The organism is Peribacillus sp. NPDC097675 (assembly GCF_050277655.1).
Classification (GTDB): Bacteria; Bacillota; Bacilli; order Bacillales; family DSM-1321; genus Peribacillus.
Genome location: NZ_JBNNSK010000010.1, coordinates 106,517 through 131,271, shown reverse-complemented (window position 1 = coordinate 131,271; position 24,755 = coordinate 106,517). Strand labels below are relative to the sequence as shown.

The 24,755-nt window shown below is 39.2% G+C and carries 18 protein-coding genes; 6 read left to right on the top strand and 12 right to left on the bottom strand.

Annotation, left to right across the window (positions count from 1 at the left end; genetic code table 11):
• Positions 1-50 precede the first annotated feature (50 nt).
• Positions 51-698 (top strand): NlpC/P60 family protein, encoded by a 648-nt coding sequence (locus tag ACQKL5_RS15770; protein ID WP_427609900.1) that lies wholly within the window; start codon positions 51-53, stop codon positions 696-698.
• 83 nt (positions 699-781) lie between these two features.
• On the opposite strand, the gene ACQKL5_RS15765 is transcribed toward ACQKL5_RS15770, so the two are convergent.
• Complete coding sequence (locus tag ACQKL5_RS15765; RefSeq protein WP_427609831.1) at positions 782-1,246, bottom strand: hypothetical protein; 465 nt, start codon at positions 1,244-1,246, stop codon at positions 782-784.
• A gap of 433 nt (positions 1,247-1,679) precedes the next feature.
• On the opposite strand from ACQKL5_RS15765, the gene ACQKL5_RS15760 reads away from it, so the two are divergent.
• The 3 genes from ACQKL5_RS15760 (at position 1,680) to ACQKL5_RS15750 (ending at position 6,590) form a co-directional block, all read left to right on the top strand.
• Positions 1,680-4,391 carry a YhgE/Pip family protein gene (locus ACQKL5_RS15760; protein ID WP_427609830.1) on the top strand — a complete coding sequence of 904 codons (2,712 nt, stop codon included), beginning with the start codon at positions 1,680-1,682 and terminating at the stop codon, positions 4,389-4,391.
• Between the two features lie 88 nt (positions 4,392-4,479).
• Positions 4,480-5,901: an alkaline phosphatase gene (locus ACQKL5_RS15755; RefSeq protein WP_427609829.1), complete on the top strand. Its 1,422-nt coding sequence runs from the start codon at positions 4,480-4,482 to the stop codon at positions 5,899-5,901.
• 140 nt (positions 5,902-6,041) lie between these two features.
• The gene (locus ACQKL5_RS15750; protein ID WP_427609828.1) at positions 6,042-6,590 is read left to right on the top strand and encodes an undecaprenyl-diphosphatase; all 549 of its coding nucleotides are present in this window, start codon (positions 6,042-6,044) and stop codon (positions 6,588-6,590) included.
• 50 nt (positions 6,591-6,640) lie between these two features.
• On the opposite strand, the gene ACQKL5_RS15745 is transcribed toward ACQKL5_RS15750, so the two are convergent.
• The 6 genes from ACQKL5_RS15745 to ACQKL5_RS15720 all read right to left on the bottom strand — a co-directional run bounded on the left by ACQKL5_RS15745 (position 6,641) and on the right by ACQKL5_RS15720 (position 14,457).
• On the bottom strand, positions 6,641-7,855 hold the full coding sequence (locus ACQKL5_RS15745) for a right-handed parallel beta-helix repeat-containing protein (RefSeq protein WP_427609827.1): 1,215 nt from the start codon (positions 7,853-7,855) through the stop codon (positions 6,641-6,643).
• A gap of 187 nt (positions 7,856-8,042) precedes the next feature.
• Positions 8,043-9,842, bottom strand: coding sequence for a SpoIID/LytB domain-containing protein (locus ACQKL5_RS15740; protein ID WP_427609826.1), 1,800 nt, complete (start codon positions 9,840-9,842; stop codon positions 8,043-8,045).
• 111 nt (positions 9,843-9,953) lie between these two features.
• A complete protein-coding gene (locus ACQKL5_RS15735) occupies positions 9,954-12,149 on the bottom strand; it encodes a bifunctional glycosyltransferase/CDP-glycerol:glycerophosphate glycerophosphotransferase (RefSeq protein WP_427609825.1) in 2,196 nt (731 codons plus the stop codon).
• Positions 12,150-12,773: 624 nt separating this feature from the next.
• Positions 12,774-12,965: a hypothetical protein gene (locus ACQKL5_RS15730; protein ID WP_427609824.1), complete on the bottom strand. Its 192-nt coding sequence runs from the start codon at positions 12,963-12,965 to the stop codon at positions 12,774-12,776.
• A 187-nt stretch (positions 12,966-13,152) separates the two neighbouring features.
• Positions 13,153-13,338, bottom strand: a complete 186-nt coding sequence (locus ACQKL5_RS15725; RefSeq protein ID WP_427609823.1) for a hypothetical protein — start codon at positions 13,336-13,338, stop codon at positions 13,153-13,155.
• Positions 13,339-14,325: 987 nt separating this feature from the next.
• Positions 14,326-14,457, bottom strand: coding sequence for a hypothetical protein (locus ACQKL5_RS15720; protein WP_427609822.1), 132 nt, complete (start codon positions 14,455-14,457; stop codon positions 14,326-14,328).
• Positions 14,458-14,701: 244 nt separating this feature from the next.
• Between ACQKL5_RS15720 and ACQKL5_RS15715 the strand changes: the two genes are divergently transcribed.
• A protein-coding gene (locus ACQKL5_RS15715) for an IS3 family transposase (protein WP_427609821.1) occupies positions 14,702-16,023 on the top strand; the annotation gives its coding sequence in 2 pieces (ribosomal slippage) (positions 14,702-14,837 and positions 14,837-16,023; 1,323 coding nt in all).
• A gap of 338 nt (positions 16,024-16,361) precedes the next feature.
• Here ACQKL5_RS15715 and ACQKL5_RS15710 read toward each other — a convergent pair.
• The 3 genes from ACQKL5_RS15710 to ACQKL5_RS15700 all read right to left on the bottom strand — a co-directional run bounded on the left by ACQKL5_RS15710 (position 16,362) and on the right by ACQKL5_RS15700 (position 23,511).
• Positions 16,362-19,325, bottom strand: coding sequence for a hypothetical protein (locus ACQKL5_RS15710; RefSeq protein WP_427609820.1), 2,964 nt, complete (start codon positions 19,323-19,325; stop codon positions 16,362-16,364).
• 581 nt (positions 19,326-19,906) lie between these two features.
• The gene (locus tag ACQKL5_RS15705; RefSeq protein ID WP_427609819.1) at positions 19,907-21,919 is read right to left on the bottom strand and encodes a penicillin-binding transpeptidase domain-containing protein; all 2,013 of its coding nucleotides are present in this window, start codon (positions 21,917-21,919) and stop codon (positions 19,907-19,909) included.
• A 152-nt stretch (positions 21,920-22,071) separates the two neighbouring features.
• A complete protein-coding gene (locus ACQKL5_RS15700; RefSeq protein ID WP_427609818.1) occupies positions 22,072-23,511 on the bottom strand; it encodes a hypothetical protein in 1,440 nt (479 codons plus the stop codon).
• A 221-nt stretch (positions 23,512-23,732) separates the two neighbouring features.
• Between ACQKL5_RS15700 and ACQKL5_RS15695 the strand changes: the two genes are divergently transcribed.
• Positions 23,733-23,879 (top strand): hypothetical protein, encoded by a 147-nt coding sequence (locus ACQKL5_RS15695; RefSeq protein ID WP_427609817.1) that lies wholly within the window; start codon positions 23,733-23,735, stop codon positions 23,877-23,879.
• Between the two features lie 29 nt (positions 23,880-23,908).
• On the opposite strand, the gene ACQKL5_RS15690 is transcribed toward ACQKL5_RS15695, so the two are convergent.
• Both ACQKL5_RS15690 and ACQKL5_RS15685 read right to left on the bottom strand, forming a co-directional pair.
• A complete protein-coding gene (locus tag ACQKL5_RS15690; protein ID WP_427609816.1) occupies positions 23,909-24,241 on the bottom strand; it encodes a hypothetical protein in 333 nt (110 codons plus the stop codon).
• 237 nt (positions 24,242-24,478) lie between these two features.
• Positions 24,479-24,607: a hypothetical protein gene (locus ACQKL5_RS15685; protein WP_427609815.1), complete on the bottom strand. Its 129-nt coding sequence runs from the start codon at positions 24,605-24,607 to the stop codon at positions 24,479-24,481.
• Between the last annotated feature and the right edge of the window lie 148 nt (positions 24,608-24,755).

The window sequence follows — 24,755 nt, the reverse complement described above, 5'->3', positions numbered from 1 at the left end:
ATGTAATTACCAATTTATATTAGTTTCAGGAGGAAAACCCATTGAAGAAAATGTTAAGTTGCCTTGTCGTCGCTGCCGCCATACTTATATTGCCTTTCCAGCATCAAGCTTCCGCTAACATAGGGGATCAAACTCTTGAGCCTGAAATGAAACATTCTGACGTCCGCCAACTTCAAAAGCTTTTGAAGTTCAAAGGATACTTTAAACCTTCTGGTTCCTACTCCAATCATTACAACGAATCTACTACAAAAGCAGTAAAGGACTTTCAAAAAGACCACAAACTAAAGAAAAGTGGTGTAACAGACCGCTCAACCTTTAATGCTCTTGGTGTATATAACATAGATAATACAAAGTTAATAGAAAAAGCTAAAGAATATATGGGTGTACCTTATAGATGGGGAGGAACCTCACCTAAAGGTTTTGACTGCTCTGGCTTCATCTATTACGTTTTTGAAAAATCACAGGATGTGGTCTTACCGCGTACAGCTGCAGATTTGTACTCTAAAGTCGGGTTGAAAACATCTGAACCCGAACCAGGTGACCTTGTCTTCTTTAAAAGCGGCAAACGAGTTACACATGTAGGAATATACATAGGTGATAATGAATTCATTCATTCTGCCACATCAAGAGGAGTCAGTATTTCAAGCATGGACAACACCTACTGGAAGCCGAAATACCTCGGGTCGAAAACCCTATAAGATGAAGCTGGCTCTCCATTTCTGAGAGCCAGCTTTCGTTTACTCAACAATCTTTTAATCAAATGATTGTTGAGTAAACGATTTTACTGTTTTAGTTGAAATATGACCGCTTTATTAAAATCGTTTTTCTTATAACCAAAACGATTTTTCATGACAAAAATGGTTTTCCTTTTTGAATCCCCAGTTATAAAGGACTCCCCGTATTCTCCATATATATTACGAGCTACCGAGATCTTTGAGATTATTTTACCTTTATCATCATGAACAGTGATAAATCCATCAGTCCTATCTCTTTCACCAGAATAATTATTCACATAAACCTTGCCGTTCCAAACTAAACTGTTCCCGAGGGACCCTAAAATGTTTGTATACCAAGCGGTGGAACCATTGGCATTGAACTTAACCAACTTCTTGCCTTTTTCCACATATACTTCTCCGTTATCTGTCATCATAGCGTGATGGATTGTAGAATCATCCGTATGCGGCATTTTTATTTTCTTAATAAGATTTCCCTTGGCATTCAATTTGTAATAATGGCGCGTATCCAATAAGATCTTATCATTCTTATGTTCAAAAACCTTATTGACCAGCCCATACCTAAACCATTTTTGAAGTGCATTTTCCTTACCTTAATACGATTTGTTACGCATACTAAAGAAATATTTTTTTATTTTTTTACAGTAATGTTTCTTTGTACTTTGTAAAATAAGCACCTATTTTGACAAACTGGGCGTACCCAAAAAATGAATGAATGTCCATTCATTACTCACTTTTTAGACAATATGGATAAAAAATCAGACTTTAGGTTCTAGTACTCGTGAAAAATATTACTATTTCATGAAACTTTTATCCTAAAAACCCCTTTTTTAGTTGTCTTTAATAAGAAGGAATTAGAATAAATAGTCAGAATATACTTATATTAAAGCTGATTGGACGGCTCCCAATCAGCTTTTATAAAATTTTATAGGTAGGGGGTTATGTATGAAAGAATCTGTATTTCAGTTTGGTGGCTCCCAAAATAGGACGGGATGGATTATTGCCATCATTGCTGTCTTATTAATCCCATTCATCTATGCAGCCATCATTCTAACTGCAAAATGGGGGCCATACGACAATTTATCCAAATTACCTGTCGCTGTCGTCAATAAGGATCTAGGTGGCACTTCAGGCGGGAAACCCATTAATGTCGGCAATGATTTAGTGGCCGAGTTGCGGTCTGGCGATACCCTGGGATGGGACTTCGTTGATGAAAAGACCGCTAATAAAGGGTTAGAAAATACCGATTACTACATGGTCATTGAAATACCGGAAAACTTTTCACAGAATGTAACAACGGTATTGGATGCAAACCCGGTAAAACCCGAATTGATCTATACACAAAATGAAGGGTTGCACTTCATGGCTGCCCAAGTAACCAAAAGTGCTACGGAACGCATTCGAGAAAGCTTGGCTGATAAGGTGACCGCCACTTATACAACAAGCTTGCTCAGTCAACTGGGTGATATTGAAAACGGTTTCAAAGACGGGGCGGACGGTTCTCAAAAAATCAATGATGGAGCCGGTGAACTGAAAAATGGTACCGCTCGAATCCTTGATTCCTTGAAGCAAAAGGCTCCAGACATCGCAAGGCTTGCAAGTGGAGCAGCTGAATTAAAGGCTGGAACGAGCGTGATGTATAGCTCTCTTTCTGGTAAACAGGGAGACATCGGCAAGTTAGCGGATGGTGCGAAGCAAGTAGACAATGGAGCTCAGACCTTAAATGGCGGAGCTAGAAAATTAAATGCTGGGGCCAATGAGCTAAACGCAGGAGCGGGCAAGCTTAATAATGGAGCTCAAGCATTGAATAGCGGTGTGAACCAAGTCAATGTTGGGGCCAAAAAACTCGATGGCGGTATTGGTCAGGTTAACGATGGCGCTCAAAAATTAAATGCTGGGGCCACTTCTCTAAATGCTGGGGCTGCTTCTCTGCAAGGTGGCGCAAGTCAAGTGAATGATGGTGCTCAAAAATTGAATAGTGGAACAAAAGAATTAGTTACTGGTGCCACTACTTTACAAGGCGGCGCGAAGCAAGTATTGGATGGTTTAACAAGTGCCGAGACAGGAAGTAATTCGTTAAAAGCCGGTATTGCGACTCTTGCTGAAGGTAGCAAAGGGCTTTCTACAGGTGCTGAAGGCGTGAACTCTGCGGTGAAACAATTATCTCCAGCCGCTAGTGGTGTTGCATCGGGCTTAGCCCAACTTGCTGAGCAAGTACCTGAACTTAAGGCAAGCCCAGATTTCCAAAAGCTATTAGCAGGAAGTCAACAGGTCGCCGGCGGATTGGGGCAATTAGCCAACCAAACGCCTGGTTTAGTAGCGGGAGCTAATCAGATATCAGGAGGGTTAGCAAGCGCATCAACGGGTGCTAACACGTTAGAAGCTGGGTTAAATACCTTAGTAGCAGGACAAAAGCAAGTGTACGGGGGAACACAAAGTATTGCTAAAGGTGCAGGAAAGATTTCTACCGGGGCTAGTCAACTAGCAACAGGAACGGGTTCATTGGCACAAGGCACCTCCACTCTTGCGGCTGGAACAGCAAGCTTGGCTTCCGGTAGTGAGGAGTTGGCTACCGGGGCTGGAACTTTGGCTTCTGGCAGTAAAGACCTCGTAGCTGGAACCAGCACTCTCGCTAAAGGCAGTAAGGATCTCGCAACCGGGGCTGGAACGCTGGCTAACGGTACAAAGACTCTTGCCTCTGGAACCAGTACTCTAGCAGAAGGTGCTGGTAAGCTTGCCGCTGGGACGGGCACGCTTGCTGCGGGTAACCAAACCGTGAAAGCCGGATGGAACGACCTTACAATAGGCGCAAGCAAACTGGATAACGGGATGACACAAGTGAGTGACGGCACGAAAACCGTGAAAACAGGTTGGGGCACTTTATCCGCTGGCGTCCAACAAGTAGACGGTGGAGTCGGACAAATCAAAGATGGCAGTAAGACTTTGACAACAGGCCTATCTGGCGGTGCTGATAAATTAAGTACCATTAACACAGGTGAAAAGAATATTGCCATGTTCGCGGCACCAGTTGAATTGAATGGGAAATCCATTAATACATTCCCTGGATACCGTTATGCGAATGCTCCATATATCCTTTCGTTGGCTTTATTCGTAGGAGTTTTGGTCATGGCTTGTCTCTTCAACTTACAATTTCCAGCGGCGACAGAGGTTTCCGCATTTAGATGGTACGCGATTCAATTCAGAAACATGGCAGTGCTTGCCATAGCCCAGGCGCTCATCGCTTCTATTTTCGCTTCTTTCTATTTAAAATCAACCTTTACAAATGGGATTATGTTAATCCTATTCTCGGTATTCATCTCTTTAACTTTCTTGGCCATCGTGTTCTTCCTAGTGGCCTTAGCTGGAAATATCGGACGCTTCATCGCTTTTGCATTCTTGGTTTTACAGCTATCCACAACAGGTTCAAGCTTACCGGTTCAGATGCTCCCAGAAGGATTGCAAACATTAAGTCAATTTCTACCACTTACGTATTCGATTAACGGCTTTAAATCAATCATCACTCTTAATAATTATGATGTATTCTGGTCAAGTGTCAGCGTTCTTGCCATTTTTCTTGTCTTGTTCGCTACCCTTTCCCTGGCTGTTATTTGGTTCAAGTCTGGTAGAAATTCAGAACGTGCAGATGTTGCCGCATAAAAGATTTTACCTTCCTGATATTCAGGAAGGTTTTTTTTATGAATCTCTACAAATAATAGAAAGACATACATCTAATGGAGGATTCCACATGACTAAAAAAACCAGAAGTATTCAATTATTCATACGCCCGTATGGTCTAGCATTTCTATCCCTCCTCCTCATTTTCCTGGCCTACCCGATTCACGGACAAGCTCAAAAGCCTCCCAAAAATGTAATCCTGCTCATTGGTGATGGCATGGGTGTAGGGGCCATCGAAATTGCCCGCCAATTCGAATATGGTAAATCCGGGGTGCTTCATATGGAGAAGTTAGAACATGTCGCCTTGATGCGCACCTACTCCGCTAATAATTATGTGACAGATTCAGCAGCAGGAGGGTCAGCCATTGCCACTGGCATCAAAACCAATAACGAATCGATCGGGGTTGATCCCAATGGTACAGAGGTAGACAGCATTCTCGATGCCTTTCAAGCGAAAGGTAAGAAAGTCGGTCTCATTTCCACTAATATGGTGATTGATGCCACCCCCGCGGCTTTCGGTGCCAGCGTCAAAAACCGCTGGACAGGTGGTTCCGAGATTGCCCGGCAGCTCTTTAATCATCGAATCGACGTCATCCTTGGTGGAGGTGCTGCCTATTTTGAGAAGGAAAAACAAAATGGTGTAGATTTAATTCCCAAATTTAAAGAAGCCGGTTATGCCTATGCTGTAAATAAGGAAGAACTTACTTCCGTTCAACAACCTAAAAAACTGCTGGGGTTATTCCACCCTACCTATATGAATTTCAAGCTTGATAAAGAAGAAGTCCATTCACAAGAACCCACGTTACCCGTGATGACAGCAAAGGCACTCGATGTCTTATCTCAAAGTGATAACGGATTCTTCCTGATGGCGGAAGGGGCACGCATCGATTCAATGGAACATGCTACTGATTATACGGGGATTTGGAAGGAAACAATCGAGTTTGACCAGACGGTGAAAAAAGCTGTAGAGTGGGCCAAAAAAAGACAGGACACCCTCATTGTTGTGCTAGCTGACCACGAAACGATGGGAATCTCCGCATCGGAAACCATGGATATTCCAGCATTGAAGAAAATCAATGTTTCGACAGAATACATGGCCAAACAGCTCACCTTTAATAAAAATAATGAGATTGAATTGCAAAGCGTCATCTCCGTATTCAAGAACCATGCCCATATCTCTCTTACAACTGAAGAAGCCCAACATTTCATTAATAACATAAAAGCTAATAAAACCCTTGTGTATCCTAAGCATCGCGTCGATTGGGAGATTGGCAGTACCATCGCCAAGCATTATAAAGCTGGCGTGGCGGACCGAAGTATACGTGCAGCCAGTTCGACAGGAGGCCACACCGCCAATATGATACCTGTCTTTGCAACCGGACCTGGAAGTGAGGCATTCGATGGTGTACTCGACAATACGGATATCTCCCAAATCATTGCCAATGTGGCCGGCGTTCCCTTTACCCCAGGACAACAACTATCCCAAAACTAGAGCTGACACATAGTCAGCCCTAGTTTTTTTATATGTAAGGCTCTAGCCAAAAAGGATCGAACATGTATTATAATGATTCATATATCAAGTTTACATGAAAGGAAAAGACCACTTTGGAATTGAATATCAAGTTATTTAGGATGATTAATGATTTGGGCAAAGAGCATGATTTCCTGAATCCTCTTTTCATATTTTTCGCAGAATACTCCCTGTACTTCTTAGCCCTGGCTGTTATTATTTTCTTTTTCACAAGAAACGGGAGAAATCGGATCATGGTCGTTTGTGCAGGGTTAACATTCATCATTGCCGAGATAGTCGGCAAGTTAGTGAGCAAGCTTCATACAAATTATCAACCATTTGCCGTTTTGGACGATGTAAATAAATTGATAGAGAAAGATATCAATAATTCTTTTCCTAGCGATCACACCATTCTCTTCTTTTCCTTTTGTATGACCTTCTGGTTATTCAGTAAAAGTCGATATCGTTTTCTATGGTTGGTCGTAGCCGTACTAGTCGCACTTTCCCGGTTAGGGGTAGGTGTCCATTATCCTGCCGATATCACGGTTGGCGCATTGATAAGTATGGTTGTATCATTTATTGTTTACAAAATCGTGCCTCCCTTGACGATTACAAAACGTCTTTTCCATCCCCAAGGAAATATGGACCGAACCAAATCAGAAGATTTGTAATCACACAAAGAAGACCGCCAATTCATTTCATTGGCGGTCTTTTGTAAAGTCTATTGGAGAACAAGGAATACTCTTTCCGTATTTAAAAGGAACTCATTATATTGGTTATTGATCCGGATGAATGGTTCGGCTGTTTCTTTCGCTACATTATTCGCTAGGTCTAGTTTGTTTTGTTCATTCAGTTCATTATACGTCACCCGATAATCCGAACCGGGTCCTGAGTTCTTCCAGGCCATTAACTGAACGGTCCTACCGACTTTTTGAAAGGTATTATTCGTGATGGTTGGATTTATCGCCCCGCTCGCTAAAATGCCTCGGGTGTCTGCCTTGCCATTTTCCACATTCTTGATGGTATTGTTTCTAATCTGGGCATTGGACCAGTTCATCACGCGAATCGCATCGCTACGTGTTTTCTCGATATGATTATTTTGAATCACAACTTTATCGTGGTATTTGCCTTCGGAATATTTATGGGTTCCCACTGCGCGATCCAGATTTTTGAATGTATTATTTTCAATGGTTACATTCTTATTGGCTGTTTTGTCAAATTTACTCCAAGTTTGGCTCCAGCCTTGTGTGCTTTTGTCCGGTGTATCAAGATTAATGGCTTCTTTATTTACATTTTGGGAAGCCTTTGAATCCATGAACGTATTCTTGCTAACCAAGACGTTATCCGAAGCATCCATTTCAATGAAGTGACCGGAATACATATTCTTGAACTGGATGTTCTCGACTTTTATGTTTTTGTTATGCCCCATAATGATGGCGATCCCATCTTTTATATATTTCATATCAATCGTTACATTACCTTCGCCGATAAAGGAAATATTCTTCTCCCCATTATGTTTACCATATACCCCCTTCTTGGAGGATTTCGATGGCCTGATAAGTTGAAACATGGATTTGGCGGCAACGAACTGGCTCGTGCCGGTATTCTTTCCTTTAACCAACTTCACGCCATCCTTCATCTTGATTGTCACATTCGAAGGAACATAGAGCGTATTACTGATCGTATACGTCCCTTTATTCAGGACTAGCATACCACCGCCCTTTTTCTCTAGCTGCTCAAGGTATGAACGCAATAAGTAGTAATGCTTTGTATACGTGTTATATGTAGAAAAATTCATCATATTATTCTTATATGTTTTACTAGCAGGTGTTATGGTATAGGTCGGTTTGGAAGCCGCCTCTGCCGAATGCATCGGCAATCCTCCACTGATTAATAACATAATGGCGATACACAACAATCTAACTTTCTTCTTCACGATGCTAACTCCCCTTTTTATATACTTTTCCCCAAAAATCCCTTTGATTAACAACGGTGTTTTTTAACACATTACCTATAATATCACTTTTTCTCGACGGAATAAGTATATATAACCACGAATGTTCCATTTAATCCTAAAAAAATGAACAAAAAGACACCATTCAGTTTATGAATGGTGTCACGCATTATGATTTCTTTATATAGGCTTTATAGACATACCCGCTTTTGCTACCACTTTTCACTTTATACCAGTTGCCTTGTTGCGCTAAAACGGTAACGGTTTGATTTTTCTTCAGCTGTGCAACAATCTTGGAGGTAGTATCTGTCTTCTCCCTCATATTCAACACCTTAGCTGTCACTTTACCCGTGGTCTTCTTGATTGTAATTTTTGTAGTAGCTGTTTTCTTGTTCTGACTGCCATCCATTGCGGTGATGGTTGCTACATACGTACCATTGGATACATTCTTAAAATCCCAATTAGCCGAATGATCACCTTTTTTTAGCGATTTAGCTTTAGTCGGAGTGGCAATCACTTTTCCCTTGCTATTCGCGATTTGTACCGTAACGATGGCGGCTTCGTTTATGCTATACGAAATGCTCGCCTTTTCGGTGCTGTAATTCCCAGATGTGAGGATGTTTGTGATTTTCGGCGCCGTCGTATCCTTATTGACAATAGGCTCTGCTTCAGGTCCTGATCCGGCATCGCTATATTCTCTCACTATTGATGTATTCGGATAATAAAACGCTAGAATTTCTTGATATGATTGGCCAGCTTCGGCTCTGTATTTCGCGCCATATTGGCTCATCCCAACACCATGCCCAAAGCCTCGCCCCTCTACCACAATCTTATCCGGGTTTGCTGACTTTGAATCCAAAACGAGGTAGCTCTTCATCATGTCCGTTCCAATCATCGCTCGGATTTTTGAAGCTTCGTCATTCATGAGGGTGACTGTTTGGGGCACTAATTCCCCGTTGGTCCCGACGATATCCTTCACAAGGAAATTCAACTGGATGGAGCCTTTCGTGACCCGACCCCCAGTTGTTTTATCCGAAAATGAAAGTTCTGGAATGTCCGTTATTTTTATATCCTTTTTGCTATAGCCATTACTTTTGAGCCACGTTTTCAAATTCGGGACAATCGTTGTATCCTTCTCTTTCACGCTTGTCCACCAATCATCTGGCTTCAATACATCTATTTTGGAAACATCAATCTGCTGTTTATCCACTTCAATCGACCACTTTGTCTTCGGATCAAATGAATCCTCTTTGATAGCCAGGTACCCAAGAGGTTTCCCGCTCGGCCACACATTAGAATTCAGTTCGGTCATCCCGCCATTGCTCGAAGAAAAAAGCGCCTCGATTAATTTCCCCTCATGCTTGACGACAAGCCCCTTTGTCTGTTCTACCGCTAAATTAGAGTGATCGTGACCGTCATCCCCTCCATAAACCTGATAAGAAACGGTATCATCAATCAAAGTAGATTGATATCGAAGGGCATAGGTACGAGCTGCAATCGTTTGAGCTTTCAGGGCTTCGATATGCCATAATGCCGGCATTTCCCTTGGTACAACCCCCTTTACATACTCTTCAATAGGAACATGATTGATGGGGCGTACATAACCGCCTTCCACAGTAAACTCCATCGATCCCGGATAGATCCGGTCATTTATGGAAAAAAGGGACCCTTCTTTAACCGGCCTTGCGGTAAACGAAACAAACGTGTCCACCTGTTTTCCATTCTCATATACCGCAAGCTTACCTGACTCCACCTTGATTGTCAGTTCTTCTCCACTCTTGATAATCGTTTTTCCATCAGACAGTTGATAGTCCCCTGTAGCCATTACGGTGACGGTGTTTTGGTTGCCTAGGTAATTTTTCAGTTTCACTTTCATCTCTGTAGACTCTTCCGCAGCCGCTGCTTCATAAGCAGGAAATGTAGTAAACACGATAAAGAAAGCCAAGCACATATACTTCAAACTTCTCATCTTCATTCAGCCTCATTCCTATACTAGTTTCTAAGTAAAAGATTACTATAGTCATACTATCGGCAGTTCAGGCAGAATTCTAAGAGGAAAAGGAAACCGATATAAATTTACTTATTTGAGTTTTTTCACATCTGCACCAAATACGGTTTTCACAACATTCTCGGCAGCCTTTCCATCATCCCAGCGGCAATATTTAGCGTAGAAATCATCATAAATATCTTGATATTTTGCTTTTACTTGCTCGATATTCGTCACGGCATCAATGATTTCATCGGTGTTTTTCACTAATGGCCCTGGCACTTCCGTTTCGATATCGATGTAGAAGCCCCGCAGTGTATCGCGATATTTCTCCAAATCATAGGTGAAAAACAAAATCGGCCGTTTCAGATTCGCATAATCGAAGAAGACGGAAGAATAATCCGTGATTAATAGATTGGAAATCAAATAGAGTTCTGCAATGTCATCGTATTTCGAGAAGTTGTACACGAACCCGTCCAATCCTTCCGTATCTATTTCATCGGCGATAAAGTAATGCATCCGCAGTAATACCACATATTCCTCACCCAACTTCTCCCTCATTTTCTTAAGATCCATTTGTAGGGCAAACTTGTATTTCCCCGGCTCATAGAACTCATCATCACGCCAAGTCGGGGCGTAAAGGATCACCTTTTTATCACTTGGTATTCCAAGTTTCTCTTTTAAATTGGAGATATACGCCTCGTTATCATTTTGATAGAGAACATCATTCCGAGGATAGCCAAATTCCAGCATTTCCTTTTCATACTTAAAGGCGCTCCTAAAAATGTCCGACGAATACTGGTTCGGGGAGATTAAATAATCCCATCTTCTGGACTGATTAAAGAAATGCTTCTTATAATTCGGGTTGGCCGAGTAAATATCGTTCATATCAAACACCAACTTTTTCAACGGTGTCCCGTGCCATGTCTGCAGATAGACATTACCTTCACGCTTGTTCAATTTAAGGGGCAGTCGGGAATTGCTGACCCAGTATTTAGAAGTCGCCAAATAGTAGTAATAGGCTAAGCTGAAACGCTTCACCTGTTTTGCATTTCCAGGCAGTTCTTTCCCCGTCTCGTTAAATATCCACACATACTCGTAATCCATGTTTTGCTTGACCATATATTCGTAGATATACTTCGGACTATCAGAATAATTTTTCCCTAGGAAACTTTCAAATACGATCGTCTTTTCCTTCAATGGCTTGTTCATGAAGACAGAACGGTATAATTGTATATACAGCTTCTGTCTGCCTTTCACGGCCCGTTTCGTATTGCGCGCAAAATGATGGAAGCCAATCAATCTTTTGTACGATTCCGGTTTCTTCTTCTGCAACAGCTTCAGCTCACGCTTGACCACGACATTCAGTTTCTTTCTTCTTGATAGATCCACCTTTTCCACAGCCGTTGCCAGTTCATTGAAGAATTCACCAATCCGGTCATTATCGGAAAAGATCATGATGACCTGCTTGCGGTAAATATTCAAGAATAGCCAATCTAAATAAGAAGCTACACGTTCATCCGTGCCATATAGATCTTGAAGCTGATTATAGATCATCAAGAAATCCGTGACCTTCTTCTCCCGGTCCATCTGCATCAACGCAGGATTGGAAATGGGATCATTACGCCGACGCTTAAAATAGTAGCACCGCGTCAGGAACGGGTAGGTATTCAACTTAGCGATGACTGGGGTAATGAAGGATAGGTCGGAATAGCATTCGACTTTCTCTGAAAAACGAAGAGAATTCGCTTTAACGAAATTATGCGAGAAAAGGATGTGCAAGGCAGACATCCCACGGAACGTCCGTTGAATTCCCCTACGCAAACGCACTTGTGCCTCCTCTACCTTCTCTTCCACTTCTTCGATTTCCATGCCATCGTCCACTTCTTCATCTACCATGTTATCAATATTGCTATCTTCCTTATTCTTCAAACGAATCCGCTTACCCGTAAGCATCTCGTACTCGCCAATATTTTCGACCAGACGCCCAATTGTATCAAGGGCGATGAAATCATCACTATCAAGGAAATAGACAAAATCACCAGTTGCCTGAACCAGGCCAAGATTCCGGGCCGCTCCCACACCTTTTCTAATATCGTTATGAATACAAATGACCCGCTCATCCCGGCTGGCCACGTCATTTAAAATCGCAGCAGATTGATCATTAGACCCATCATTAATCAATATAATTTCAAGATTCCTATACGTCTGATTCACCACAGAATCTAAACATTCCACCAAAAACTCTTCCGTATTATAAACAGCAATGATGACTGATACTTTTTTCAATTTTTAAAACCCCTTAGGCTTATCTTATTCCCTAATCTTCTATATATTTAATAGGTAGGTTCATTATACAATAATTCGCGTATTTATATTAAGAAATACATTAAAATGGTTTATTTTGTAAAAAATAAACAAGACCGCTTGTTGGATTAAATTCAATAGAATCTTCAAGCCATCTAATACGTCGATATTCACATCCTGAAAATCACTTTAGAAGAAAAATCTATTATTTATCAATTCAAATCTCGCTTCTTTTGATTTTCGTAACAATAGATTCTACCATTGAATTTTTCACTTGTTTCGCAGAAGTTTTTTACCTTTTCTGAGACTACTTAGTTGCAATTAATACATTTGCTTTCTTGTACATTTTTATTTTGAGTGTTAGATTCCTTCTTTCCGGAAAGTATCTTGTTATGCTTTTCACGCTCGGTAGTATCTACATTATTAATGTTTAGCAAGCATTGATAGACCATTTCAATTTCACTGTCATCGAGAAGAGCAACAGTGTTTTGTAGTTTTAAAACAGATATTTTTTTCGATTAATATAGTCAGACAATTCTAAATCATATATGACTAACTCATTTGAAGAGGTCTAGGTAAGGCTTCAAGCTCTCAATATGTCCGTAGTTATGTACTAAAGGAAGGCTTTGTTTCAATGTGATCACTTTCCTGCTCCTCCTCATCATAAACTTCCATTTCTTCATAGCCTTCTTCTAATTCTTCATTCCAGTCATCTTCATCTGTCAGTAAGCGTTTTGAATTATTCGTTTGATCATCTCTTAATAAACTTAAATTTCTTTTTCGTCTTTCCCCATACATCAGAATATCTCCCTATATCGCTTATACATTTACATAGAAGTAGATTCTACTACTACTTAAACACATTATTTTATTGTTTGTATATCTGTGTGAAGAAAAGATAAAAAAATGAATGGCGACCAAAGAAAATTGATGAAGTTTTACTGCTCGCTTACAACACATTACGCAAACAAGCAGTAACTATTACTCAATAGTCTTCAGGAAATAATACAATGACTCCTTCACTGCCTTGATCAATCACCCAGACCTTGCGATAATAGGCAAACTGATTGATTTCTATCTTTTCCACATACTCTAATGTATCTGGATCATTAATCTTTGATAATACATCATCCCCCTTTTCAAACACAAAAAGAGCTTGCCACGGAGACAAGCGAAATTCTAATAGATATAAATCATTACTTTCAGCTTGATAGAAGTTAAGAAAGTCTTGTTCAATTTTTTTATTAGTGACATCGATAGCTTACTACTTACTTTTAGATACTCAATGTCACTTAATGATTGAATGATTTTCAATGGTTTCTCCTTCCTTTTTAGTTTTTTCGGATTCACCTGATGATTTTGACTGGCACACAGGAAAATTCACCTTCTATTTTTTTCCGAGACCTTTTCCCTTCTAGAATTCTAAATCAAGTGATTGGAGAATTTCTATACTGTAATAGGGAGCGAACGCTGCCGATTTCAGTTATTGTTTTGCATTATTTCCCTTCGGTCTACAGCTTATCAACGGCATTTTATCGAATAGTAATTTTTCAATTTCTTCTTCAGATTAAGACGTTACAGTATGTTCACTTCCTGAAGCTATATGTACCTTGTCCTTTTTTAATTGGATGTAGATTCCATCAATTTATCCCTAGTCTGTAGGAAGTCGTTATATACTTTTAAACTATTGATTTTCTTATTGATAGTAGAAATGGCAAATTTGTAATCCAAAAGATGTTATTTGTATATTATAAAAGAAAACCGTGAAAGCGGCATTAGAGCTCCACATAGTCCATGTGTTTTTTGGACGATTTCCCGCTGGTATCGGTCTGATATGTTGGAAATCGCTCTCTCAATCTGTCCCTTATCCACTTCGATGACTTCCTCAGCTGCCTCCTCCAATAACTGTTCAACAAGCTCATCCTCCGAGATTGTCTGTTCCTCATAGAATCCTGTTGCCTCGTGAACTTCCCTATATTACACTTCCCCGTCCATAACAATCTTGTGGTTCCTAGTCATTACTCATTCCTCCATTCTTTATCCATACTTCATACAACGTCTCTCTTGATTCTTCTTCCAACACAAATCCCGCTAGCCATTCATTCCCCTTTTTATCGACATAAAAAAACGTTTCGAAGAGTAGCGGATTCGGCAGCTTTTACAGGTGCTCCGCAGGAACCAACAATTCATCCAGTTCTTCATGATAGGAGTCATAGGCTTCATAGCTCACCTCATCTTCCCGGACTTCTATGTTGAACATCTCCTTTATTCTCCACAAACCAATCTTCATTCAGCATTTCTTCTCCTCCTCAAATAGAAACACCCCTAGCTCCTCGAAAGGAACTAAGGGTGTTTAGTGATACCTTCATAGTAATAATATTTACTTATAATTCTATTTGATACAACTAATAGAAAAAAGAGAGCGATAAATATAAACTGGTACCTATAGATCGGACACTTGAAAAAGAGTGTTTCATCTATAGGTATTTTTTTATATACTTAATTCTTATATATCGCGGAGTAGGGGATTTACTATGAGCAAAGTTACATTTACAGATCAAGATATAAAAATACTTCAAAACAACCCTCATGTACAGCATATCAGTCAGGTAAAGATTACCTATACGGAAGAGTTTAAACAAGCATTTATTAATGAATATTTGAACTTCCTAGACAAATATTTGAGGAACATGGATTCGATATCCATATTATTGGAATAAAATGGGTCGAAAAATCAGCCTATAGATGGAAGAAGGCCTATGAAAAGGATGGATTAATTGGACTGTCAGATTCCCGAAAAACAGCTTCAGGTAGATTACTCAAACGAGAACTTACACAAGAGGAAGTCATTCAGAGACAAGAAGCCAGAATTAAGCTGTTAGAAGGACAAGTGGAACTTTTAAAAAAGCTAGAAGCGACAGAAAGGCGGCTGTTGAGCAGAAGCGAAAAACTCCAAACCAATCAGATATTTAAGTTGATAAAAGAAACGATTGAGGAAAATAATTTTAAGAACCTGACGAAATACTTTTGTGACCTAACAGGGGTATCCCGTTCGGGATACTATAGCTTCTTGAAAGCTTCCAAACCTCGATTAGAAAAGAAAGTAGTGGATGGAGAGGCTAAGGCAACAATTTTAAAGGCGTTTAACCAACATGGCTATATAAAAGGTTCCCGTTCCATCAAAATGGTATTAGAGAATGAGTACGGCATTGTTTATAGCCGGAAGAAGATTCAGTGGATTATGAGAAAGTATCAAATCGTTTGCCCATATAGAAAATCTAATCCTTATAAAAAGATCGCAAAAGCGACCAAGGAGCACCAAGTCGTGCCCAATCAATTAAATCGGGAATTCAAGCAAGAAATCCCCGGGAAGGTATTATTAACAGATATTACTTATTTGCCATACGGAAATAAAGCGATGGCTTATTTGTCTACCATAAAAGATGGTACCACTAATGAAATTTTATTCTATCATATTTCTGATCGAATCACTTTAGACATCGCCACAAAAACCATAGATAAATTAATGAGCAACAAGAAAATAGAACTACATAAAGACGCCTTTATTCATTCCAATCAAGGGTGCCATTATACAAGCCCTACCTATCAAAAGTTACTAAATAAATACGGGTTAGGACAATCAATGTCTAGACGCGGAAACTGTTGGGACAATGCGCCACAAGAATCATTTTTTGGCCATTTGAAAGATGAAATAGACTACGAGTCTTGTCAATCGTTAGAGGAATTGAAGGCTAAAATCAAACAGTATATGATTTACTATAACTATTCTCGATACCAATGGAATTTAAAGAAGATGACCCCCATTCAGTATAGGAATCATCTTCTAGCAGCCTAACCTCTTTTTTTAATGTGTCCTTGACAAGGGGACCAGTTCAATACTCTCTGCTTCCTTTTATTTTCACGCAACTCAATTCTCTACTTGTTTTTCATCAATTAAGTATAAAAGAATTGGAAGTTATGCGAACGAATTGTACAGGTACCTCAATAACTAGTATAAAGCCAATTTAATTATCTTCAATTTCACTCAGGTAGTCTGTCTTAGCACCGCCTGTAATATAGACCCTTTTTATCACAAAACAAAAGCCCTACACGAATTTCTTCCATGTAGAGCTTTTGTAAAATTATGAGCAATATAAAATTTTCATAATTTTTTTTAGAATATTGCCTGAATACTTATTCACCAATCGCTTTGATTGAAGTTGATAATCCATCAATTCGAACATTTAATTGAATAGATTTTGTAGGCACTAAAGTTACAGAAGTTCCAGTTACAGAGTTACCAGTTTCCGCGTTTGTACCTACAACTACTAAACCTGTAGTTTTAGCTACACCATATTGGTCTTTTGCTGAGAAATGGAAATCTGCATTAGAATCTGAAAGATCATAAGTATCTGCAGCTACTTGTACTGCACCTGATACTTCTTTACCGTTATATTTAGCTACTAATGATTTAGCAACTGGAGCCGCATCACTGTATGTTACCTCTTTAGAAACAGTATATGTGTTTTTGCTGTTTGCAACAAGAACAGTCAATGTTGAAGCAACATCTTTTCCATCAGTATCAATTACATCACTAGCAGTTGCAATTGTGAAAGCTCCGTCAGAACCAATTTTAAGTCTATTATTAGCGGATACATCAGCAACCATTGATTGTTTAACTTTAACCTTTTTGCCATTTAATAAACCATGAACCGTAACTTGTTGATTATGTTTTGCAGAGGTTGCACCAGTATAGAATTTATTCAAATCATCAATACCGAATGCTGTAAGTTTATCTGCGTCAACAACACTTACTGTAACTTCCATAGTATCAAGAACTTTTGTACCTTCTTTTAAAACAACCTCATAAGTTTCAGTACCTGCATTTGCACTTGATGAAATAACACCGTTAGCAGTTGCTGAATTATAATCTGTAACATTGTTATTAGCATCTTTTGCTTTGATAGTGAAGTCTAAATCTGATGCTGTATTATTTGCATCCTGAGCATCAAATGTAGGTTGTACAATCTCTTCACCAAACTGGTCAGTGAATTCAACCGCAGATTTCAAATCAGTTGTTAATGTTTGATCGTTAGCTAATAAAGAAACAAAATCTTTATCAAGGCCTTTGATACCAGCTGGTACTGGAGCATCTTCAGCTTTGAAGTTTAATACTTGTGATTTACCTGTAGCTGTAACTACTGTGATAGTAATATTTTTGGCAGATGGAGTTACTTTTAGAACAGCCTTTTTATTTACATAATCTTGTTCAACTTTTAAAGTTGCTCCAATTGCAGAAATCTTTGTATTCGTATCTAATGTTAACTCCGTATTAGCTACATTAGCAGACACATTTACATCTTTAAGAGCTACACCTTCACCATAAGTGTTTGTAATAGATACAGGAAGTTCAGCAGCAACACCTGCTTTAAGTGTAGTTGACGGAGCTTCAAGTGTTACATTATCAAGTTTAGAGTTTTCCTTAACAACAATTGAAGTGTTAGCAGTTTTACCTGTTCCTGAAGCAATTACTGTTAATACAGCTGTCCCGTGAGTAGCAGTAGCTGTTGGAGTATCTAACTCAATTACAGTACCATTTTTTGTATCCTTAAATGGAGAAGCTTTTGGTTTAACGATATTGTTATTTGAAGACACTACCGTTACACCTGCTAAATCAGCAGCTTTAAGGGTGTTTCCATATTGATCTTTAACTGTAACTGGAACATAATATTTATTTCCATTAGTAGACATATTTGAAACGTTAACTGTCTTTTTAGCTAACTCTTCATCATCTGTTTTTAACTCACCTAAAACAATTGATTCTACAGCAGCAGCTTTAGCAACAGTTAATGTTTTAGTTGCAGTAATGCCTGTAGATGAATCAACAACTGTAACTACCACTTTATCATCAGCTTTAAATTCGTTTGCACTACCAGTAACCTTTAAATTTCCATCTTTATCAATTGAAGTACCAGTTCCTTTAGATGCAGTAACTGTAATATTTGAGTTCGTTGATGTATTTAATTTAGAAGTGATGTCTTCACCATATTGATTTTCTGCAGTCACTTTTGCAACAATATCATCTGTCGAGAGTACTGCTGCATCACTTAAGAATTTGATATTTGTTAACTTTTCAGCAGCAACAGTTGTTTTACCAGTAAGAACTTCATCAGTTAGACCTGTTACATTAACTGTATACTCCCCTTCAGCCATAACTGTGCTGAATTCGATAGTTGCAGTCTTTTTGTCTTCTGAAAATTTAATTTCTTTAACTGTTGGTTTGATTGTGCCCCGTTTCACTTCAAACTTAGCTTTTGTATCGTCAATAGCTTTGCTGAAAGTTACTTTGATCGATTTAGCGTTAACCGCACTTACTTCTTTAACTACAGGTACTTGAGCTGCTTCATATGCTTTGTCATTTTTCTCAACAGCTACAAGGATGTTTTTGGCTAGTTTAGTATCTTTTGCTTTTAGTTTTGCAACTTCAGCTTTAACACTTTCAATTACTTCGCCAGCTTTTTTAAGATCTTTTTCGATAAGCTTCTCGCCTTCGATTTGTTTGTATGCATTATAAACTTTCATTTCATCGTTTACAGAGTCAACTAATTTATGAGCTGGTGCTGCATACTTTTCTTTTAAAAGATTACGAGCATCTGGTCCGTAGATTTTGTCTACTTTCGCTTCGAAACCTTCGATTGCTTTGTTATAAGCTGTTTGAGCAGCTAAAACAGTTTTTTGTTTTCCGCCTTCAACCGCTTCATTGAATGCAGTTTTCTCAGGGTTAAGGTTTGTGTTAACAGCTGCTAAGTATGCTTCAGCACGATCAAGGAAGTATTTTTTAGCTTCTAATTTTTTTGTGTACGTCGCTTTTTGAGTTTTGCTTCCGCCGTTTTTAGCGATTTCTTTTGTTGCAGCAGTATAGTAATCATTAGCCAATTTCACTTCGTTTCTGATTGTTGCAGTTTTAGGAAGTGTTTTTTCATCTTTAGCTGCTTTATGATATGTATCATAAGCCTTTGCCATTTGGTTTGTTGCTTTTGTAATCGCTTTGTCAACTGAGCTAGTTGCAGCCTCTGATTGTGTTGGTGCTACTGCTACGAACGCTGATGCGGCAATTGCAGTTGCCGTTGCTAATTTAATTGCTTTCTTTTTTCCCATGTTAGAAAAAACTCCCTTTCAATATCTAAAGTAGTGCGTTAGGCACGCAAGCTCTTTATAGAGCAAAATAACTAACGACTTACAAAAAAACAAATTCATTACTAAATGACCAATTCATAATTCCTACGACAAGTAATAATATCACTGGCTAGTTCTATTAAACTAGAGAACTATAATTGGGTTAATTACCAATCCGTTCTACTTAATCTATAATAATACAAGTTTTTTGGAATTTCTACCTTTTTGCTAATATTTTTTCTTAAAAATCTTAGTAATTGTTTCCAATTTTACTTTTATATAGATTTAACTGTAACTTCATTTACAAATAATTGTTTTATATTCCATAAAAGTTAATAAACAAAATAGAGATAACCATTTTGGAAATAACAAATACTATTGAACTACAATTTGTTATGATATGTAATTTTATTGTTATATTCGTTAACTAGAAACTTCACTTCAAAAGTTAAACTGATAGAAAATAATGATTTTTGAATATTCACTCAATTTATTCTCACCTTCTATGCAGGCATTTAGATTCACAAAAAAGACACCTATTGGAAACAGGTGTCTTTTTTGTGTCATTTCAAATATTTCTTCAAGACCGGCTTCATTTGCTTGCTAACCAAATGGCTGCCGCCCCGTCCTTTTACATCTTCCATCATCCAGGCCATGATAAGCTCTGGGTCTTCGGTATCCATGGCGACTAACCAGCCATTTTCCGTACCACTGGAGTTCTTGGACGCTTTTGTCTCGGCTGTGCCTGTTTTGACAGCTAGCTTGATGCCAAGGTCATTTAAGTCATGTGCGGTCCCTTTAGGATGTTCCACGACTTGTGTAAGCATCTTGGTAATCGTATTCGCTTGATCGGCCGAGATGATATTTTCTTTCCATTGTTTCTTTTCTCTTTTATCACCTGTCACTAATGAAGGCGCGATGATGTTTCCTTCATTTAAGAACGCGGAGTACGTCATTGCCAAGTGTAGGGTGCTCATTTGGACTTGCGCTTGTCCGTAGCTCGCATCGGCTAGGCGCCCTTCGCTATCGAGCTTCCCGATGCTTGATGCTTTAACCGGGTAGTCAAAGTTTAGGGATTCATCAAAACCGAAGTCTTGAAGCCCTTTTGAGAATTTATCCTTGCCAATTTTCAAGGCTTGTTGAGCAAAGTAAATATTATCGGAATAAATGAGCGCTTTTTCCATATCAATCGGCACCCCTGGATTAGAAACCCTTGTGATGGAATGGTCTTTCCAGTTCGATTTCGCCCAAGTTGTTCCTTCTATACTAATAGTCGATTTAGGGTCCACTCCATTTTTGAGTTCAATGGCCGCTGTCAGTGCTTTAAGCGTCGATCCTGGTGCAAAGGTTGAAGTGAACCGATTCAATAATGGTTTGTCCGGATCCTCTTCCAATGCCTTTTGTTCGGCGTTCGTGATGCCGAGGACATATTTGTTCGGATCAAAAGACGGGCTGGATACAAGTGCCAATGTCTCGCCCGTATTCGGGTCAAGTGCCGTTGCTGATCCTACTTCATTATCGTACTGTTTAAAGATATCCTTTTGAAGTTCGGCGTCAATCGTTAAGGTAATCGTTTCGCCTTCTTCAGCCGGTTTCTCGGCGATGACTTTTTCCTGGCCTTCTTCTGTCTTAATGAAGATCTTGCCGCCTGGCTTCCCTTTTAGGCGTTCTTCTAATATTTGTTCGAGTCCGCGTTTACCGATGACGTCATTTGCGGTATATCCTTTGCCTTTCAATTTCTCCAGATCCTCCGCCGACGCCTCGCCCACATAGCCGATTAAATGTGCAGTGGCTTTGTTATAAGGGTAGATACGCTCCTCGGCATTATTCACTGAGACCCCTGGAATGCTTACCAGCTTATTCAAGGTAGCCGTGTCATCTGCGGACATTTGCTTAATGGGCACGAAATAACTCGGCTGTACCCATGATTGGTTCAATTTCTTTTCTACTTCATCACTTGTCATGTTCAGTATGCCGGCCACTTCTTGAATCGTTGCTTTTTCACTTTCCATTTTCTCTGGTACGATTCCGATTTCGGCGACCGTTCCATTCATGGCCAAGCCACGTTCATTCCGGTCGACAATTTCACCACGGATGGCCGGATAGCTTTCGACCGATATCTTTTCGTCGGCTTTGAGATCGGGGAAGATATAGCTTTCGTCCCACTTGATATACCAATTCTCTTCCTTGTCTCTTTCTTCTTTGACAAGGGTCGCCTTATGTTTGGAACTGACAGCTCCCGCTAGCGTTTCCATGTCAACGGTATAAGCCAAGTTCACCTTTTCGTCATCTTTATGTTCTTTTGCTTCTTCTTCTTTTGGCTGTGTATAGCCAACCTTGACTTGGTCGGCTTCGATTCCTTTATAGATCTTTTTATATCGCTCTGCGAATTCATCTGCACTGACTTTTTTCCTCGTGTCCTCTGACAGATAGTCATACATTTTCGTGAAATCTTGTTTATTCCATAGTTTCGTATATGCCGCAAAGCGTTCTTCTGGGCTAGGTTCTTCCGAGCATCCCGCCAAAAATAATACACTCATCAACAAACAGCCGAAAACTAAAGCTAACTTTTTCATAATCTCCTCCTAGTGAACAGTAAGAATGATATATATAGTTTATCAAAGTCTGGGAGGAAAAGGGGAAATTTGTAATGTGACTTTCCCTCTTTTTGTTATTTTGGCTAGTTGGCACAAACAAAAGTCCTGCACAGATGTGCGGAACTTGATTGTTACACCACTTTCTTTTTTCGGCTCTTTTGTTCTTGAAGCCATCTTTTCAAGAAGAAGACGCCCAAGACAAACGAAATAATCAGGCCAGAGATCGTAACGAGGACGGCCACCCACTCACTAAATGTGTAATTCATATAATCATTAAACGTTAATTTCTCTTTCAAATCTTCTATATGCAGGTTCATTCCGAATATACCGGAGATGACCGTATAGATGGTGAGGATTTGCAGCAGGTAATTACTTCTTTTCCCCGAAAGCTTATCTTGAATTTGAAATAAGTAGGAGAGGGTTTCTTTTACTTCAAGATAAAGCGGTTCAATCTTGAAGACATCTTTCGTAATCTTGAAGAGCTCTTTCCCTGTGGAGGTACTGTTCACTTCAGCAAATAGGTATTTTGCCGAAAACTCGGTGATCATGAAGATTAACAGTTCCGTATCCGATTGATCTTTTTCCACATCGATTCGGGAATGTTCATGAGCGAGTTTCAACAACACTATTTTATAGAAGAAATAAAGCAGGATGGAATAAAAATGCTGGCCGTACATTTCACTCGCAAGTTGGGCTTCCAGCTTGCCTGTTGCTCTTGTAACACAGGCAAAATGCCGATCGCTCGTGACATAAAACGTTTCCTCCCCCCACCTGTCATAGACCCTCTCCTGGTAAAAACGATTAATGTATCTCCGATTCAGGGCCCCCACAAAGGGCTCTCCATCATTATCATATCCATTTAACTGACTAATTCTGAATAAATCAACTTTTGTAATATCACGTTCTTCCGGAAGCGCAATATAACTGATGGCAAACATTCGTTCATCCACGAAGAAAGGCAAGCTACCGAAGTAGGAAGGTTGGTCTTCTTCGTCATTGATAAATTTCTCAGCCGGCGGTACCAATTCTTTGAAGATGAAGTCTTTCACGTACCTATATTCTTTATTCCGAAAACCGATTTTCATTTCCAATTCATCATCCATTATGGGTTCGAGAACCCTAAACGTGTCTGTGAAATAAAGGACATCGTTATAGGGAAGTTTCTCAGGTAATGTGACCCGGATATTAATCATGCCAATATGAAATGGGCAAATGGTAATATCAATCGAGTTGATGATGAAACCAGTGTTTAAAAACGGTGATTGGAAGGTACAGGACAGATTTAATTTTTTCGAGAAACGGCGCATTCCCTCTTTTTGCTTATAGCTATTTGGAAATAGTACAGGAACGAGGTTTGGCATAAAGTATTGTTCTAAATTACGATGGGAAACTTTATGCTCTCCATAAAATTCGTCCTGCAGATCCAGGTCATCCATTTTCATAAAGACGTATTCATCCTTGAGCAACCGTTTTATAAATCCCTCAATTCTATCTCCTTCAAGCATAAAAGGAAAAACAAACTGTTGGAAGGAGTGCTTCGTCTGGTCGTTTATTCCATTACCCATATCCATAATTTTGCCTCCACCTAAACCGTGGCTCTCCGGTTCTCATTCATTGTGCTACTATACTTTTACCCCAGTTCCATCAAATAAAAACGGTGCATATTATGGAAAGAAAGCAGACAAGCTTACCTTTCATAACTTCTTGCGTAGGGAAATGAAGGTGCTCCTGGGTTTAACTAGCATGAATACGGGTACAAAGTAAATAAGAATAACGGTAAAGGAGCAACATCGTGAAAACTGATAAGAAAAATAAACACTTCGAATTATTAGAACGAGTAAAGCCGGCGGAATCAAGTGATCGTAAGCGAATGAGCGAATTCATAAAAAAAATGAAAACGAATGCAGAGAACTCTCAATTAACGAGCAAAAACTCATGACATATGAGGTGTCATGAGTTTTTTACGTTTCAATATGCAACTTTTTTCTGATGATCTTGCTCAATGCAATTTTCTATTCCGATTACGTCCAAAAAGTGCTGAATCTTTTTCATAGAGCTTGCTTGGTATTCATCTACGATGGAAAATTCTTTTATATAAGCGATTTTTTCTTGACTAGTCGGGTCAAGGAGTTCATCTGTATCTATATTATCTTGGTTGTATTTTTCTCCATTTGATTTCTTGCATGTGTAAACCACAGCTTCTCCGACCTTTTTGGCAGCCCTATCAAAATAAAAAGAAAATACAATGGCACATTCATCATCATAAAAAGAGGGTTGAACTTTCATATTAATATCAATCATTAATCTTCCACCTCTCTCTTGTATTCTTATTCATACTATAACAAACTTTCTACATGCATCGATGTGTTCATATCCACCCTCACGATTCATTCATGCCCCTCTATATCACCTTATATTGTAAAACCCTAGATAAATATAACTAAAGGCATATGCGTGAAAGAATAATTCACTAGATGAGAACAAAAAAAACACCCCATTAGAGGTGCAAACGAAAATTTATTCATATATATTTATCAGTTATGCTTTTTGATGAATTGATGGTAACTCGTGAATACTTGGTAATTCAGATGTTGATGCTAAACCCCCAACCACGACTACAGCTACTAGAAGAAAGGATACCGCCATCCCTTTAAGATTTTTTTTCATGGGTAATTCCTCCTTATTTTCAATAAAAATATTGGATTTAATAGAAATAAATTCTATAGTTGTATTTAACCATAGTTTTATGAATAACGTTTTCGTCGTGATGATACTCATTATATAAAGAAAATAAATCATTCTTATTTATTCTTCT

Bases quoted from the DNA above. Each gene is read 5' to 3' on its own strand.
- ACQKL5_RS15750 (WP_427609828.1), top strand. From the start codon at position 6,042: ATGATTAATGATTTGGGCAAAGAGCATGATTTCCTGAATCCTCTTTTC.
- ACQKL5_RS15690 (WP_427609816.1), bottom strand. From the start codon at position 24,241: ATGATTGATATTAATATGAAAGTTCAACCCTCTTTTTATGATGATGAA.
- ACQKL5_RS15700 (WP_427609818.1), bottom strand. From the start codon at position 23,511: ATGGATATGGGTAATGGAATAAACGACCAGACGAAGCACTCCTTCCAA.
- ACQKL5_RS15720 (WP_427609822.1), bottom strand. From the start codon at position 14,457: ATGAAGATTGGTTTGTGGAGAATAAAGGAGATGTTCAACATAGAAGTC.
- ACQKL5_RS15685 (WP_427609815.1), bottom strand. From the start codon at position 24,607: ATGAAAAAAAATCTTAAAGGGATGGCGGTATCCTTTCTTCTAGTAGCT.
- ACQKL5_RS15770 (WP_427609900.1), top strand. From the start codon at position 51: ATGTTAAGTTGCCTTGTCGTCGCTGCCGCCATACTTATATTGCCTTTC.
- ACQKL5_RS15710 (WP_427609820.1), bottom strand. From the start codon at position 19,325: ATGGGAAAAAAGAAAGCAATTAAATTAGCAACGGCAACTGCAATTGCC.
- ACQKL5_RS15705 (WP_427609819.1), bottom strand. From the start codon at position 21,919: ATGAAAAAGTTAGCTTTAGTTTTCGGCTGTTTGTTGATGAGTGTATTA.
- ACQKL5_RS15730 (WP_427609824.1), bottom strand. From the start codon at position 12,965: ATGTATGGGGAAAGACGAAAAAGAAATTTAAGTTTATTAAGAGATGAT.
- ACQKL5_RS15740 (WP_427609826.1), bottom strand. From the start codon at position 9,842: ATGAGAAGTTTGAAGTATATGTGCTTGGCTTTCTTTATCGTGTTTACT.
- ACQKL5_RS15760 (WP_427609830.1), top strand. From the start codon at position 1,680: ATGAAAGAATCTGTATTTCAGTTTGGTGGCTCCCAAAATAGGACGGGA.
- ACQKL5_RS15755 (WP_427609829.1), top strand. From the start codon at position 4,480: ATGACTAAAAAAACCAGAAGTATTCAATTATTCATACGCCCGTATGGT.